This is a genomic window from Serratia sp. J2, from assembly GCF_046269175.1.
Taxonomy (GTDB): domain Bacteria; phylum Pseudomonadota; class Gammaproteobacteria; order Enterobacterales; family Enterobacteriaceae; genus Chania; species Chania fonticola_C.
Genome location: NZ_JBKABN010000005.1, coordinates 215,733 through 230,235, shown reverse-complemented (window position 1 = coordinate 230,235; position 14,503 = coordinate 215,733). Strand labels below are relative to the sequence as shown.

The window sequence follows — 14,503 nt, the reverse complement described above, 5'->3', positions numbered from 1 at the left end:
CTACGGCGCGATTGGCATGTGGTAAAAGTGGCAATGTTGCTCAATGATAGGGGCGCCGTATTCTGCTAAACGGGCACCACTACATGGCGAGTTGGCTGGAGGCTAGCTGAATATTGTTGCGGCCACAGTTTTTGGCCCGGTACAGCGCGGCGTCGGCGGCACAGATCGCTGAGTCGATATCCAGCTTATCCAGCGCAGAAATCCCGGCGCTTAACGTCACCTTGGTTGTCTCCTGCGTTTGGAAACGATGGGAAATGGTCAATTCCTGCACGCATTGGCGCACCTTTTCCGCCAGATAGGCCGCGTAGTCTTCACCGACGTTGGTCAACAGTACCAAAAACTCTTCGCCGCCGTAACGCACCACGATATCCCGTGAGCGTACCGCATCCCGGATGGTCGCTGCCACTTGGACTAGTGCTTGGTCGCCCAGAGTGTGGCCGTAGCGATCGTTGTAAACCTTGAAATGGTCGATATCGAGTAGCAGCACAAAGTGGTTGCCTGAGGTCGGTGAGAGCAACTGATCGAGTTTGCTCTCCAGCCCACGGCGGTTATACAGGCCGGTTAGCGGATCGAGCATGCTCAGATCGCTGAACTTATCCCGCTCGTGATACAGGTTGGCCACCAGATGTTGGGTAAACATTTCACTGCGCTTCAACAGCAAATGATGGACCGAGAAAGCAACAATCGGCAGCAGAGTGGTGAACAGAATACGCATGGTGTTATGCATGCCGTCCAGCCACAGGATAATCAGTGCCGAAGGTATGGCGTGCAGGCAGAAGGCGAGCAGGTTATCCGTCAGTGAGATCGCGCTGATAAAGAAAATACTGAACAGGCTGATCAGCAAAAAACCGTGGTTGTCACTGGCGGTAAGCTGGCTCTTGCAATAGATGTGCGCCGCCCACAGTAGCCCAAGGATGATGGCGAGCAGGTTGAGCCTTTGGACGTAGTGGCGGGGCGAATACAGCGTAAATAGCATGGCCGCCAGGCAAATCGCCGGAATGCAGATTAGCGGCAGCGTGAATGCCGGCATTTCTTTAAAGGGCACGAATAAAGTAAAAATGGCAGAGGCGGCATTCATCAACAAGAAAAGAAACAGGGATAAACGCTGTTTGCTGGTTTGCAGTTGCTGATAAGAACGCGAGTTCATACGGGGATCACTCTTTACCAATGGGGCCGGTCGAAGGAAAAATGTTAGACAACGCCTGTTGAATAATTCCATTTGGTTATTATTAACAGACTATAAATGTTAAGAATTTTCTTATGTGAAACTAACATTTTTCGCGCAGGCTGTCATCCGCGTTCAGCCGGATCTTGAAAAGAGTGCGGGCCTAAAAAAAGTGTTATATGATATTGGTTATCATTATCACTTGAAAGGTGGGGTTATCATGTTAGCTGCCATGGTTGCCGCTTGTGGATTGTGGGGCATCAGCTGGTGCCTGGGGAATCGGCTTGCCAGCGCATGGGGCGTGTTGCTGCCTTGCGCCCTGATGCCATTTCTGGCGCTGATCGACCTGGATATGATGCAACTGCGTACTCTGATCGTGGTTGCCATGTTGGCTACGCTGGTGATGTTGTTTAACAGCCGCTGGCGTCATTACCTGCTGCTCCCTTCCTGCATGGCTCTAGCAGGTGGACTGGCCGCAATCAGCCTGCATTTCAGCTTTAACTGAAACGACAAAACCACGCCTGAGCGTGTTGGTTTTTTTCAATGAGTTTTAACGCAGGAACAGCTGGAAGAGAACCCATCAAGTGGTGCGAAGAGAGGGACTTGAACCCTCACGTCCGTAAGAACACTAACACCTGAAGCTAGCGCGTCTACCAATTCCGCCACCTTCGCACAGTTTGATGTGTTGCTTTGATGTCGATTTATATCACCAGCTTGGTGCGAAGAGAGGGACTTGAACCCTCACGTCCGTAAGAACACTAACACCTGAAGCTAGCGCGTCTACCAATTCCGCCACCTTCGCATTCGATGCTGTGCAATATAAATCATGTGGTTATTTGGTGCGAAGAGAGGGACTTGAACCCTCACGTCCGTAAGGACACTAACACCTGAAGCTAGCGCGTCTACCAATTCCGCCACCTTCGCGTACCAGATACGCTACCGGAGTAACGCTACCACGGAGGCGAATTCTAGAGATTTTGGCGGGTACGTCAATAGTTATTTCCTGGATTGGAGGCGTTTGCTGTAAAAAACGGCATATCAGCGCTTTTTATGGCCTTCGAACAACGTAATCAGCCAATCAATCAATACCCTGACACGCGGCGCGAGGAAACGACCAGGCGGATACATGATGTAGATCGGCATCGGCGGTGGTGGCGTATCTGCCAACACTTCCACCAGTTCGCCGCTTTGCAACCAAGGGGAGATGATATAACGCGCCGCCTGGATCAGCCCCAAATTGGCACGGCAGGCACTGGTATAGGCATCGGCCCCGCTAACGCTCAATCTGCTTGGCAATTCGCGCAGCTCAAGGCGGCCATCACGGCAAAATTCCAGCGGGTAGTTGCGGTTATTCACCAAGGAGAAATAGCCCACCGCCTGATGGTGTTGCAGCTCGTCGATCGACTGCGGGGTACCAAACGCCTGTAAATAGCCGGGAGAGGCGCAGGTGAGCTGTGGTAGTTGGGCAATTCGTCGGGCTACCAGCGTATCGTCTTCGGTCTCCCAGGCCCGCAGCACGCAATCTACCCCCTCGCGCAGCAGATCGACATGGGTGTCGTTGGCCCCCAGCGCAATTTCTATTTCTGGATAGCGCTGATAGAACTCATCCAACGCTGGGATGACGATTTCCCGCGCCAGCGAATGGGGCATATCGATCCGCACCTTACCGGTGGGTTGCAGCTTGTGGTGGCTGAACAGGGTATCTGCTTCTTCCAGGGCGTCCAGCAGGTGCAGACAACGTTGGTAGTACAGCGTCCCCTCGGCGGTGATCTGTACCTGACGCGTGGTACGCACCAATAATCTGACGCCAAGCCGCTGTTCCAGGCGCTTGAGCACGTTGCTTACCGTGGCACGAGGCAGTTGCAATCGTTCGGCCGCACGGCTGAAGCTGCCTAGTTCCACGATCCGGGTAAAGATGCGCATAGCCTGAACCTGATCCATTTTGCCGCCCGCATTGTTGGTGATTTATGAACAGTGATGTGCAATCTGCATTATTTATCTTTGTGGCATAAACAACCAGACTTTGTTTCGACATCCATGTTCAATAAGGACCACACAATGCAACAGCGCAAATTAGGTACTAATGGCCCCCTCGTTTCTGCCCTGGGTTTAGGTTGCATGGGGATGAGCGATTTCTACTCCACGGGTTATGATGAGCAGGAAGCTATCGCCACGCTGCATCGGGCTCTGGAACTGGGGGTGACTCTACTGGACACTGCAGATATGTACGGCCCGCACACCAATGAACAACTGATAGGCAAGGCGATCAAAGGCAAACGCGACCAGGTATTTCTGGCCACCAAATTCGGTATTGTGCGCGATCCGGCCGATCCCACTGCGCGGGGCGTGAGCAGCAAACCGGACTATATCCGTCGCTCGGTCGAAGGCAGCTTGCAGCGGCTAGGGGTAGAAACCATCGATCTTTACTACCAGCACAGGGTCGATCCGACGGTACCGATCGAAGAGGTGGTTGGCACCCTGGCTGATCTGATCAAAGAGGGCAAGATCCGTCATATTGGCCTGAGTGAAACCTCCGTTGCAACGTTGGAACGCGCCCACCAGGTGCATCCGATCACCGCGTTGCAGACTGAATATTCCTTGTGGAGCAGGGACGCTGAGCAGGGGCAACTGGCCGCTTGCCAACGTTTGGGCATTGGTTTTGTCGCCTATAGCCCGCTTGGACGTGGCTTTCTGACCGGGGCGATCCAGAGTCTCGAGGACTTGGCGGCAGATGATTTCCGCCGCGATAATCCACGTTTTCAGGGGGAAAACTTTGCTCGCAATCTGGAACTAGTCACCAAGGTCAGTGAACTGGCCAGGCAGAAAGGCGTAACCCCGTCGCAACTGGCGTTGGCCTGGGTGATGGCGCAGGGGGAACATATTGTTCCAATTCCTGGTACCAAACGTCGGCGCTATCTGGAAGAAAACGTGGCAGCAGCGGAGATCACGCTGAGCGAGCAGGAATTGGCGGCGATCGAGGCGGTATTCCCTCTGGCAGGCGTGGCGGGGGCACGCTATACAACGGTGGGTATGGAGTTGATTAACGGCTGATGGCCTACCTTGGGGATAAATGTTCGTCAGGCGAGCAATCTCCCCTCACCCCAACCCTCTCCCGATGAACAAATCGGAGGCGTCAGGAACACTTGTGCGAGGGAGAGGGGGCGGGTACGGAGCCGTGGTCAGGTACACAAGTTATTCAGTCGCGTGGCTGAATTTATAGGTAGGGTGCTGTAGTCAAATGGTGGCACGATCGATCCCCTCTCCCTGTGGGAGAGGGTTAGGGTGAGGGGCCTGTTACCTTTTCTTCTTCGCATCGCGTGGCTGGCGGGCTACGGTGGCTTTATACACCTTGAAGCGGCCATTTTGTGCCAACACTTCATGGCTGCCGAAGGTGGCATCCAGAATGTCCGGGTAAGGCAGGAAGGCGTTGGCGACGATGCGCAGTTGACCACCGATTGGCAGGTGTTTTAACGCCCCGCGGATCAGCGTTTCTGCGGCGGTCAGGCTGGTGGCCAGGCCGTCATGGAACGGTGGGTTGGAGATGATCAGGTCAAAGCGGCCGGTAATGTCGGAGTAGACGTTACTGACGATCACTTCCCCTTCAATGCCGTTGGCAGCCAGAGTTGCTCGGCTGGATTCCACCGCTGCGGTGTTGACGTCGCTGAGGGTCAGCTTCATTTTCGGCGACAGTTTAGACAGCACCGAAGCCATTACGCCAGCGCCACAACCCACGTCCAGCACTTTGCCTTTCATGTGTTTTTCCAGCGTGGAGAGCAGCAGTGAACTGCCGACGTCCAGGCCGTCACGGCTGAACACGCCAGGTAGCGTCTTCACTTCCAGATCGTGCAACTGATAGCTTTCCCACCAGTCGGCCAGATCAAACTGGGTCTGCACATCGATGCGGCCATGATACAACCCACAGCGGCGAGCGCTGTCGATCTTGGCAAGCGTGGCATGGCCTTCCAGCGTTTGTTCCGCGCTGCGTACGCCACTGCGGTTTTCACCGACGACAAAAATTTCTGCGCCAACCGGCAGCAGGGCCAGGATATTGCACAGTTGGAACTGCGCTTCCTGCTTGCTCTTTGGCCAGTAATACACCAGCGTATCACACTCGGCGACGAAGGCAGGATCGACCGTCAGGCCGAACTGTGCATGCTCTCCCATCGTCCGGTTCAGTAACTGCCAGTGATGGTATTGCTGGGTGTGGACACGCACATCCGCGGCCTCGAATTGGGCCGGCAGGGTATCCTGCAGATCGCCGGCAAACAGCACGCGGCGTTCCATAAATTCATCACTGTGGCGCAGCATGACTTCACTGGCGGGGGTTAATGCAGACATCAGTTTTCGGCTCCTCAAGATTTAGCCGGAGATTATAGAGCTTTGTGGCCAGATGTTCGACGGGTTTGTTGGCGCAGGCTGCCTGGGTTTGTTAGCATAGCGCGGCAATAGGGCAGGTAGGGTGCGTCACACACGGGGATCGGCATGGCATCAAAACGCGACTGGTTGTTACAACAGCTGGGGATTACGCAGTGGACATTACGCCGCCCTGGAGTGTTGCAGGGAGAGGTGGCGGTAAGCGTGCCCCCGAACGTGCGCCTGCTGGTGGTGGCGCAGGCATTGCCAGACCAGCACGACCCGTTGTTTTGTGACGTGCTGCGCAGCCTGGGGCTGACAGCGTCACAAACCTATGGCCTGACACCGGATCAGGTAGCGATGCTGCCGCAAGATACCGAGTGTAACAGTTGGCGGTTGGGCGTCACGGAGCCGCTAGCGGTGGCCGGCGCGCAACTACATAGCCCGGCGCTGGCCGAGCTTTCTCAAGATGCGGGTGCGAAACGCGCACTCTGGCAGCAGATTTGTCATCATGAACAGCATTTCTACCCTGACAGCGGCCGATCTGGCCACAGCCTTCAAGATTGAACAAGCCAGCCATGCGTTTCCCTGGACGGAGGCGACGCTAACCAGCAATCAGGGCGAACGTTACCTTAACCTGAAATTGGCAACCGAAGGGCAAATGGCGGGTTTTGCCATTACCCAAATCGTGCTGGACGAAGCCACGCTGTTTAATATTGCTATTCATCCAAGCTGGCAGCGCCGGGGCTTTGGCCGCATGCTGCTGACTGCCGTGATCGAGCAATTGGAAGCGCGTGGAGTGGTCACTCTATGGCTGGAAGTACGAGCTTCCAACAGTGGTGCGATAGCGCTCTACGAAGATCTTGGCTTCAATGAAGTAACGGTACGCCGCAACTATTACCCTGCAGCCAGTGGCCGCGAAGACGCGATCGTTATGGCACTGCCGCTGGGATAGCGACTTACAGTCCTCCCTTTGTGCAGCCGGTTTGGCCTGCCATTATCTTATGCCGAAGAAACCATTGATTGTCACCGGTTGGTAAATCAGCGAAAATACTCGGCTACTATCTTTTTATTACCGCTTTGCCTGGCGCCGCGATCGGCGCGTTGTGATGATGAGCAGGGCGGACTAACCATAGAAACGTGAAAAACATGTCTCCTAGTGAATTCGCCCGCGAAGTTGCGAAAAGAAGAACTTTCGCCATTATCTCGCACCCCGATGCGGGTAAAACCACCATCACCGAGAAGGTGCTGTTATTCGGACACGCTATCCAGACTGCCGGTACGGTAAAGGGTCGTGGCTCCAGCCAGCACGCCAAATCCGACTGGATGGAGATGGAAAAACAACGTGGTATCTCGATCACCACCTCGGTGATGCAGTTCCCGTACCGCGACTGTCTGGTTAACCTGCTCGATACCCCGGGGCACGAAGACTTCTCCGAAGATACCTACCGTACCCTGACGGCGGTGGACTGCTGCCTGATGGTGATCGACGCCGCAAAAGGCGTTGAAGATCGTACCCGCAAGCTGATGGAAGTTACCCGCCTGCGTGATACGCCGATCCTGACCTTCATGAACAAACTTGACCGTGACATCCGCGATCCGATGGAAGTGATGGACGAAGTTGAGCGCGAACTGAAAATCGCCTGCTCGCCGATCACCTGGCCGATCGGCTGCGGCAAGTTGTTCAAAGGGGTTTACCATCTCTATAAAGATGAAACCTATCTGTACCAGACCGGTAAAGGCCACACCATTCAGGAAGTGCGCATCGTTAAAGGGTTGAACAACCCGGAGCTCGATGCTGCCGTAGGCGAAGATCTGGCCGCCCAGCTGCGTGATGAGCTGGAACTGGTGCAAGGGGCTTCCCATGAGTTTGAGCAGGAAGCCTTCCTGGCAGGCGAATTGACCCCGGTGTTCTTCGGTACCGCTTTGGGTAACTTCGGTGTCGATCATATGCTTGATGGGCTGGTGGCCTGGGCGCCTGCGCCAATGCCACGTAAAACCGATACCCGTGAAGTGGTCGCCGCTGAAGAGAAATTCACCGGCTTCGTGTTCAAGATCCAGGCTAACATGGATCCTAAACACCGCGACCGTGTGGCGTTTATGCGCGTGGTGTCTGGCCGCTATGAGAAAGGCATGAAACTGCGCCAGGTTCGTACCGGCAAAGACGTGGTGATCTCCGATGCGCTGACCTTTATGGCCGGTGACCGCTCGCACGTTGAAGAAGCCTACCCAGGCGACATCATTGGCTTGCATAACCACGGCACCATTCAGATCGGCGACACCTTCACCCAGGGTGAGGATATGAAGTTCACCGGTATTCCGAACTTTGCGCCTGAACTGTTCCGCCGTATCCGCCTGCGCGATCCGCTCAAGCAGAAACAACTGCTGAAGGGGCTGGTCCAGCTGTCGGAAGAGGGCGCGGTGCAGGTATTCCGCCCAATCGCCAACAACGATCTGATCGTGGGTGCGGTGGGTGTGCTGCAGTTTGACGTGGTGGTTGCCCGTCTGAAAAGCGAATACAACGTGGAAGCGCTGTATGAATCGGTTAACGTCTCCACAGCCCGTTGGGTCGAGTGCGACGACGTGAAGAAATTCGAAGAGTTCAAGCGTAAGAACGAGCTGAACCTGGCGCTGGACGGCGGCAACAACCTGTCGTATATCGCACCAACCATGGTTAACCTCAATCTGACTCAGGAACGTTACCCAGAAGTGGTGTTCCGCAAAACTCGCGAGCATTAATCTCGTCAACAGGGCGCTTCTAAGCGCCCTGTGTTTTCCTTCTTCAGCCCCATCCTGCTAATTATTAAACCCTTCTCACTAATCATTTTGTCTAAACTGAACAAGATTTTCCGCGATCTGGCGGCAAATTTTCGCTGATGGTCTATATTTACCAGGGTGCATAGCGACATCTGAGCGTAAAATACTATTGTACCCACATATTTTAGAGAGTTATTCGGTAGTGTTGCCGATAGGAGACAGTCCTATCTTAGCAATATCAATAAGATAGTGATGTGGATCCCAAATCAACCGCTATATGTCTCCAATAGACGACAGTTTTACGCTTAATTGTTGCTCATTTGTTTTGTTGTTGTTGATTTTTAACGGAGTTTTTAACTTGGCACGGGCATTGCAGGTATGTTTACCGTAGAGCAATAGTCCGGTCGTGAACGTTTGATTGTATAGAGATCGTGAAGTATTCATTTGAGTTAGCCGCACTCTGGCGGCACCAGAGCCCACAGCAGTTTGGGGTTCTACAACAAGAAGGAAGAGATCGATGAAAAATACCAAGTTTGCACATTCGCTGATGGCAGTCGTTTTGGGTTCGGTACTGGTTAGTGGTTCGGCCTTGGCTGAAGAGACCATGATGAACAAAGCATCAGGCGTAGTTGATAGTACTGGTGCCAAAATCGATAGCTCCATGAAAAAAGTCGACAACTATATGGATGACAGCGGCATAACGGCTAAAGTTAAAAGTGCGTTGGTTGACGAGAAAGCCATTAAAAGCACCGACATCTCGGTGAAAACCGAAAAAGGTGTGGTGACGTTGAGCGGCTTTGTCGCCACTCAGGCTCAGGCTGAGCAAGCGGTTAGCGTTGCAGGCCGGGTGGAAGGGGTCAAATCCGTCAGCGATAAGCTGCACGTGAAAGATCAAGCGACCCAGTCGGTGAAATCCTATGCCGGTGACACCGCAACTACCAGCGAGCTGAAAGCTAAACTGCTGGCCGATGACATCGTGCCTTCACGCAACGTGAAAGTAGAAACCACCGATGGTGTGGTGCAGCTTTCCGGTGAGGTGAAAACCCAGGCACAGTCTGACCGTGCAGAAAGTATTGCCAAAGCCATTGATGGCGTGAAAAGCGTCAAGAACGATCTGGCGGTAAAACCTTAATCGTCAGTAACAGTAAGCGATAACTCCCAGGCTAACGCCTGGGATGTACTACCAGAAATAGAATAATCCGCAGTTTTAAGCCGCACCCTACAGGGGCGAGCCAAACGCGAAATTTTTATCACCATGGTAAGGAGAGGCTTATGTTTCGATGGGGCATTATATTTTTAGTGATTGCATTGATCGCCGCAGCACTGGGTTTTGGTTCGTTGGCAGGTACTGCTGCCTGGGCCGCCAAAGTGGTGTTCGTGGTAGGGATCATTTTGTTCCTGGTCAGCCTGTTTACCGGCCGTCGGCGCCCTTAGCGTCTCTCTAAACTGTAACAAAGCTTGATTCTTTTTCTCGGCGCCAGGAGGCAGGTCATGAATAGCGACATCATTGTTGGCCGTTGGAAACAGCTGAAAGGCCAGGTTTGGCAGGCATGGGCGGAGTTTTCCGGCAATGACGGCCTGTGGCTGGCAGGGAGCAATGACTGCCTCTCTGGCGTATTACAAGAAGATTACGGAAGAGAGCAAGAAGAGGTATCCTCGGGAAAACGGCCACATTGAGGATACGGGGTTGGGATACAGAATACCCATCACGCTCGGTAATATAGAACCCCTGGCGTATAAACCATACCGGCCCGGTAAAATGGCGCTGGTGTGTGAGGGCGGCGGACAGCGCGGTATCTTTACCGCTGGCGTACTGGATGAATTCCAACGCGCACGCTTTAACCCATTTGATCTGATGATCGGCACCTCTGCCGGTGCGCAGAACCTCTCGGCATTTATTTGTGGCCAGATGGGCTACGCACGGCGGGTGATCACCCGTTACACCACTTCCGCCAATTTCTTTAACCCGCTACGCTTTGTGCGTGGTGGGCATCTTATCGATCTCGACTGGTTGCTGGATATCACTTCGCAACAGCTGCCGCTGGCGTTTGACGTGGCGGAACAACAGCTGGTCAATGGCCGTGAATTTTTGATGTGTGCCTGCCGCAGCGATGACTTTGCGCCGGTTTACTTGCCTGCGGTGCGGGATAACTGGTTACCGGCTATCAAGGCTTCGAGCGCTATCCCTGGTTTTTACCGCATGGGCGTAGAGCTGGACGGCGTCAGCTATCAGGATGGTGGCATCAGCGATGCCATCCCGGTGGAAGAGGCCTATCGCCGTGGGGCGGATACCATCGTGGTGATCCGCACCGTACCTTCACAGATGGTTTATACGCCGAAGTGGATGAAACGCATGGAGCAATGGCTGGGTGAAAGCAGCCTGCAGCAAATGGTGCGGGTGTTGCAGCATCATGAGCAGAGCTATTTGCGTATCCAGCAATTTATTGAAAAGCCGCCCGGCAAACTGCGTATCTTCGAAATATACCCGCCTAAGCCGCTGGCGAGCAATGCGCTCGGCAGCCGTTTGCCTGCGCTGAATCGCGACTATCATCTGGGCCGCCGTTGTGGGCGTTATTTCCTGGCGACGGTAGGCCACTGGCTGCTGGAGCAGGAAAAGATGGATGGTATGAAGGTGAAAAAGTCGCTCTCGCGTCGACTGATCCAGCCGGAAACCGTGCGGATGCCTTCGCCGATTATTACCGATGTGCTCAACCCGCAGGGCCATGCCGTGCAGCCTGAAGCGACACCAAAAATCATCCTGCCGGGTGACGGAGATGTGCTGTGAGTTACGCCTTTACTGATACCCATTGCCACTTTGATTTCCCACCTTTTTGCGAGGATGAGCAGACGAGCCTGGCATTGGCCGCGCAAGCCGGGGTGCAGCAAATTATTGTGCCAGCGGTCACGGCCGATCGCTTTGTGCGTATTCTCAAACTGGCGCGTGAACATACTCCGCTGTTTGCCGCGCTGGGGTTACACCCGCTGTATATCGCCCAGCACCATGATGAGCAGCTTCAACAGTTGGCAAGTTTCCTGGCAAGCAAGCCGCGTAAGCTGGTGGCTGTAGGGGAGATTGGGTTGGATCTGTATATGGCCGAACCGCAGTTTGAACGCCAACAGGGGCTGCTCAAAGCACAGCTAAAGCTGGCAAAGCAGTATGATTTGCCGGTGATCCTGCACTCTCGCCGTAGCCACGATCAGTTGGCTGCCGCATTGCGTCGTACCGAGGTACCGCGCCGTGGCGTAGTGCATGGTTTTGCTGGCAGTCTGGCTCAGGCGCAGGCCTTTATTCGCCTGGGATATTACATTGGCGTTGGCGGCACGATCAGCTACGAGCGGGCGCAGAAAACCCGTCAGGTGATGGCGCAGTTGCCGTTGACCTCGCTGTTGCTGGAAACCGATGCACCGGACATGCCGTTGGCGGGTTATCAAGGGCAGCCGAACCGGCCTGAACGGGCTGCGGAGGTGTTTCAGGTGCTTTGCCAACTACGGCCTGAATCTGCCGACGAGATTGCCGAACAGCTACAACAAAATAGCCAATCCCTGTTTGCATTAGGGCCGCACCCCTCACTTTAAATGTGACTTGAATCACGTTGTGTGATTTTCAGTTGCTTCCACTTGTATATATTTGTGACATAAAACGAGTCTCATCCCGCCGCGCTCAGTATAATTGCGTCCCATTATCGCCCTTGGGCAACCCGTTTCATCCAGCGGGCCGGGGGTATTTCTTCTTCGCAACAGGGACATACTCGTATGCAACTCTTCATGAGCCTGGTCGGTATGGTGGTCTTGATCGCCATTGCGGTGCTGCTTTCCAGCAACCGGCGCGCTATTAAACTGCGTACCGTACTCGGCGCGTTTATCATCCAGATTGGCATTGGCGCGCTGGTGCTCTATGTCCCGATCGGACGCCGTATTCTTGGTGGCATGTCGGAAGGGGTGGCAAACGTCATCGCTTACGGTAACGAGGGCATCTCTTTCATCTTTGGTGGCCTGGTTTCCGACAAAATGTTTGAAGTGTTCGGCGGTGGCGGCTTCGTGTTCGCCCTGCGTGTGTTACCGGTGATTGTGTTCTTCTCCTCGCTGATTGCGGTGCTCTATTACCTGGGCATCATGCAGGTGGTGATCAAGCTCTTAGGCGGTGGTTTGCATAAGCTGTTGGGTACCTCGCGGACCGAATCGCTGTCAGCCACGGCCAATATTTTTGTGGGGCAGACCGAAGCGCCGCTGGTGGTGCGCCCTTATATCGCCACCATGACCCAGTCGGAGTTGTTTGCCGTAATGTGCGGCGGCCTGGCTTCGGTAGCCGGTTCCGTGCTGGCGGGCTATGCCCAGATGGGCGTACCGTTGGAATACCTGATTGCCGCTTCCTTTATGGCCGCACCGGGTGGGTTGCTGTTTGCCAAACTGATGGTGCCGGAAACCGAAAATACCCAAGACCGAGCCGATGCGATGAAGCTGATCGCCGAAGATGAGCGCCCGGCAAACGTCATCGATGCCGCTGCCTCGGGTGCGGCATCTGGTATGCAGTTGGCGCTGAACGTGGGGGCGATGTTGTTGGCATTTATCGCTCTGATCGCGCTGCTTAACGGTATTCTTGGCGGTATTGGTGGCTGGTTCGATTTCCCACAGCTGTCACTGGAACTGATCCTGGGCTGGGTGTTCTCGCCGATCGCCTTCCTGATTGGTGTGCCTTGGAGTGAAGCGATGGTCGCGGGGTCGTTTATCGGCCAGAAGGTGATCGTTAACGAATTCGTGGCCTACATGAACTTTGGTGCTTACCTGCGCCCGGATGACGTGGTGGCCGCTGAGGGGCTACAGGTACTGTCACAGCACACCAAGGCGATCATCTCCTTTGCGCTGTGCGGGTTTGCCAACCTGTCTTCCGTAGCGATCCTGCTGGGTGGTTTAGGCAGCATGGCACCCGGTCGTCGTCACGACATTGCCCGCTTCGGGTTGAAAGCGGTGGCAGCCGGTACCTTATCCAACCTGATGAGTGCCACCATCGCCGGATTCTTCCTGGCGTTGTAAGCTATACTTGGTATCAACAATCAGGCTCCTGAAGGGGCCTGGTTGCCTGCAAAAAGGGCATTCGCCTAATGACCGCCGTCTCTTTAGTGAATTTGTGAACAATATCGCGTTATTTTGTGATGATCTTCACATATAATTCAGTCCTGTTACAGTGCTATCCTGTGTAGTGTGAATCAGAACACAAATATGCCAGAGTGATCGTGTTCAAATGGCGATTGCTGGCTATGCGAAAATCGAAGGGCTATGTGCGGTGAGAAGGATCTCAGTTGCTGGCGTGGGAAGACTATCCCGCGCGCTATCTTCAAGGAACCAAGTCCGCTCGCCAACATCAGAATGCTCAGTTGGAGAGTTTTATGACCGAATTAACCGCAGCAGCGCAACGCGCGCTGAACCTGATGGATTTAACCACGCTGAACGAAGATGACACCGACGAGAAAGTGATCGCGTTGTGTCGTCAGGCGAACAGCCCGGCAGGCCATACTGCCGCCATCTGTATCTATCCGCGTTTTATCCCGATAGCCCGCAAAACGCTGCGTGAGCAGGGTACTCCAGATATCCGTATCGCCACCGTCACCAACTTCCCGCATGGCAATGATGATATCGACATCGCCCTGGCGGAAACCCGTGCGGCTATCGCCTACGGTGCCGATGAGGTTGACGTGGTATTCCCTTATCGTGCCCTGATGGCCGGTAACGAGGAAGTCGGGTTTGAGCTGGTCAAACAGTGCAAGCAAGCCTGCGCTGCTGCCAACGTGCTGCTGAAAGTGATCATCGAAACCGGTGAGCTGAAGCAGGCGGAACTGATCCGCAAAGCCTCCGAGATCTCCATCAAAGCCGGGGCTGATTTTATCAAGACCTCTACCGGTAAAGTGCCGGTCAACGCCACGCTGGAAAGCGCTGAGCTGATGATGACCGTGATCCGTGATATGGGCGTAGGCAAAACCGTTGGCTTCAAGCCAGCCGGTGGCGTGCGTACCGCAGAAGATGCTCAACAGTATCTGCAACTTGCCGGGCGTCTGCTGGGAGAAGACTGGGCCGATGCGCGCCACTTCCGCTTTGGTGCGTCGAGCCTGTTAGCCAGCCTGCTGACCACGCTGGGGCATAGCACCCAAGCCGCTGGCAACGGTTACTGATTTTCTCTCACGTCTTGTTGCGTTGGGGCTGCCAAGCGGCCCCGTTAACGCAGCGCGCAGGCGT

General features: G+C 54.5%; 15 protein-coding genes and 3 tRNA genes. 12 read left to right on the top strand and 6 right to left on the bottom strand.

Annotation, left to right across the window (positions count from 1 at the left end; translation table 11 throughout):
• Positions 1–79: 79 nt before the first annotated feature.
• Positions 80–1,147: a GGDEF domain-containing protein gene (locus ACKWMY_RS07875; protein WP_261160983.1), complete on the bottom strand. Its 1,068-nt coding sequence runs from the start codon at positions 1,145–1,147 to the stop codon at positions 80–82.
• Between the two features lie 238 nt (positions 1,148–1,385).
• Here ACKWMY_RS07875 and ACKWMY_RS07870 point away from each other — a divergent pair, with 238 nt between their 5' ends.
• Entirely contained in the window at positions 1,386–1,670 is a 285-nt protein-coding gene (locus tag ACKWMY_RS07870) for a DUF1435 domain-containing protein (protein WP_199061249.1), read from the top strand.
• Between the two features lie 80 nt (positions 1,671–1,750).
• Here ACKWMY_RS07870 and ACKWMY_RS07865 read toward each other — a convergent pair.
• The 4 genes from ACKWMY_RS07865 to ACKWMY_RS07850 form a co-directional block, all read right to left on the bottom strand.
• Positions 1,751–1,837, bottom strand: a tRNA-Leu gene (locus tag ACKWMY_RS07865).
• 43 nt (positions 1,838–1,880) lie between these two features.
• Positions 1,881–1,967: transfer RNA gene (locus ACKWMY_RS07860), tRNA-Leu, on the bottom strand.
• 35 nt (positions 1,968–2,002) lie between these two features.
• Positions 2,003–2,089, bottom strand: a tRNA-Leu gene (locus ACKWMY_RS07855).
• Positions 2,090–2,203: 114 nt separating this feature from the next.
• On the bottom strand, positions 2,204–3,106 hold the full coding sequence (locus ACKWMY_RS07850; protein ID WP_409486132.1) for a LysR family transcriptional regulator: 903 nt from the start codon (positions 3,104–3,106) through the stop codon (positions 2,204–2,206).
• Positions 3,107–3,223: 117 nt separating this feature from the next.
• On the opposite strand from ACKWMY_RS07850, the gene ACKWMY_RS07845 reads away from it, so the two are divergent.
• Complete coding sequence (locus ACKWMY_RS07845; protein ID WP_161739139.1) at positions 3,224–4,216, top strand: aldo/keto reductase; 993 nt, start codon at positions 3,224–3,226, stop codon at positions 4,214–4,216.
• A 243-nt stretch (positions 4,217–4,459) separates the two neighbouring features.
• On the opposite strand, the gene rsmC is transcribed toward ACKWMY_RS07845, so the two are convergent.
• Positions 4,460–5,503, bottom strand: a complete 1,044-nt coding sequence (gene rsmC, locus ACKWMY_RS07840; RefSeq protein ID WP_409486131.1) for a 16S rRNA (guanine(1207)-N(2))-methyltransferase RsmC — start codon at positions 5,501–5,503, stop codon at positions 4,460–4,462.
• Between the two features lie 144 nt (positions 5,504–5,647).
• On the opposite strand from rsmC, the gene ACKWMY_RS07835 reads away from it, so the two are divergent.
• The 10 genes from ACKWMY_RS07835 to deoC all read left to right on the top strand — a co-directional run bounded on the left by ACKWMY_RS07835 (position 5,648) and on the right by deoC (position 14,439).
• On the top strand, positions 5,648–6,085 hold the full coding sequence (locus ACKWMY_RS07835) for a DNA polymerase III subunit psi (protein WP_024527241.1): 438 nt from the start codon (positions 5,648–5,650) through the stop codon (positions 6,083–6,085).
• Positions 6,030–6,473: a ribosomal protein S18-alanine N-acetyltransferase gene (gene rimI / locus ACKWMY_RS07830; RefSeq protein WP_074028446.1), complete on the top strand. Its 444-nt coding sequence runs from the start codon at positions 6,030–6,032 to the stop codon at positions 6,471–6,473. The genes ACKWMY_RS07835 and rimI overlap by 56 nt, the downstream gene beginning before the upstream one ends.
• Positions 6,474–6,667: 194 nt before the next feature.
• On the top strand, positions 6,668–8,257 hold the full coding sequence (prfC, locus tag ACKWMY_RS07825; RefSeq protein WP_021179214.1) for a peptide chain release factor 3: 1,590 nt from the start codon (positions 6,668–6,670) through the stop codon (positions 8,255–8,257).
• A gap of 535 nt (positions 8,258–8,792) precedes the next feature.
• Positions 8,793–9,407, top strand: a complete 615-nt coding sequence (gene osmY / locus ACKWMY_RS07820) for a molecular chaperone OsmY (protein WP_024527239.1) — start codon at positions 8,793–8,795, stop codon at positions 9,405–9,407.
• 140 nt (positions 9,408–9,547) lie between these two features.
• Positions 9,548–9,709: a DUF1328 domain-containing protein gene (locus ACKWMY_RS07815; protein WP_004933089.1), complete on the top strand. Its 162-nt coding sequence runs from the start codon at positions 9,548–9,550 to the stop codon at positions 9,707–9,709.
• 57 nt (positions 9,710–9,766) lie between these two features.
• Positions 9,767–9,952: a CsbD family protein gene (locus tag ACKWMY_RS07810; RefSeq protein WP_024485503.1), complete on the top strand. Its 186-nt coding sequence runs from the start codon at positions 9,767–9,769 to the stop codon at positions 9,950–9,952.
• A gap of 10 nt (positions 9,953–9,962) precedes the next feature.
• Positions 9,963–11,060 carry a patatin family protein gene (locus ACKWMY_RS07805; RefSeq protein ID WP_074028448.1) on the top strand — a complete coding sequence of 366 codons (1,098 nt, stop codon included), beginning with the start codon at positions 9,963–9,965 and terminating at the stop codon, positions 11,058–11,060.
• On the top strand, positions 11,057–11,851 hold the full coding sequence (locus ACKWMY_RS07800; RefSeq protein ID WP_409486130.1) for a TatD family hydrolase: 795 nt from the start codon (positions 11,057–11,059) through the stop codon (positions 11,849–11,851). Before ACKWMY_RS07805 ends, ACKWMY_RS07800 begins: the two co-directional genes overlap by 4 nt.
• Before the next feature lie 189 nt (positions 11,852–12,040).
• A complete protein-coding gene (locus tag ACKWMY_RS07795) occupies positions 12,041–13,306 on the top strand; it encodes a NupC/NupG family nucleoside CNT transporter (RefSeq protein ID WP_024485506.1) in 1,266 nt (421 codons plus the stop codon).
• Positions 13,307–13,659: 353 nt separating this feature from the next.
• On the top strand, positions 13,660–14,439 hold the full coding sequence (gene deoC / locus ACKWMY_RS07790) for a deoxyribose-phosphate aldolase (protein ID WP_024527236.1): 780 nt from the start codon (positions 13,660–13,662) through the stop codon (positions 14,437–14,439).
• The last annotated feature ends 64 nt before the right edge of the window (positions 14,440–14,503 follow it).

Excerpts from the sequence above, each read along its gene's own strand:
- ACKWMY_RS07795 (WP_024485506.1), top strand. The coding sequence starts at position 12,041 with ATGAGCCTGGTCGGTATGGTGGTCTTGATCGCCATTGCGGTGCTGCTT.
- prfC (WP_021179214.1), top strand. The coding sequence starts at position 6,668 with ATGTCTCCTAGTGAATTCGCCCGCGAAGTTGCGAAAAGAAGAACTTTC.
- ACKWMY_RS07835 (WP_024527241.1), top strand. The coding sequence starts at position 5,648 with ATGGCATCAAAACGCGACTGGTTGTTACAACAGCTGGGGATTACGCAG.
- osmY (WP_024527239.1), top strand. The coding sequence starts at position 8,793 with ATGAAAAATACCAAGTTTGCACATTCGCTGATGGCAGTCGTTTTGGGT.
- ACKWMY_RS07845 (WP_161739139.1), top strand. The coding sequence starts at position 3,224 with ATGCAACAGCGCAAATTAGGTACTAATGGCCCCCTCGTTTCTGCCCTG.
- ACKWMY_RS07850 (WP_409486132.1), bottom strand. The coding sequence starts at position 3,106 with ATGGATCAGGTTCAGGCTATGCGCATCTTTACCCGGATCGTGGAACTA.
- ACKWMY_RS07870 (WP_199061249.1), top strand. The coding sequence starts at position 1,386 with ATGTTAGCTGCCATGGTTGCCGCTTGTGGATTGTGGGGCATCAGCTGG.
- rimI (WP_074028446.1), top strand. The coding sequence starts at position 6,030 with ATGAACAGCATTTCTACCCTGACAGCGGCCGATCTGGCCACAGCCTTC.
- ACKWMY_RS07875 (WP_261160983.1), bottom strand. The coding sequence starts at position 1,147 with ATGAACTCGCGTTCTTATCAGCAACTGCAAACCAGCAAACAGCGTTTA.
- deoC (WP_024527236.1), top strand. The coding sequence starts at position 13,660 with ATGACCGAATTAACCGCAGCAGCGCAACGCGCGCTGAACCTGATGGAT.
- rsmC (WP_409486131.1), bottom strand. The coding sequence starts at position 5,503 with ATGTCTGCATTAACCCCCGCCAGTGAAGTCATGCTGCGCCACAGTGAT.
- ACKWMY_RS07810 (WP_024485503.1), top strand. The coding sequence starts at position 9,767 with ATGAATAGCGACATCATTGTTGGCCGTTGGAAACAGCTGAAAGGCCAG.
- ACKWMY_RS07815 (WP_004933089.1), top strand. The coding sequence starts at position 9,548 with ATGTTTCGATGGGGCATTATATTTTTAGTGATTGCATTGATCGCCGCA.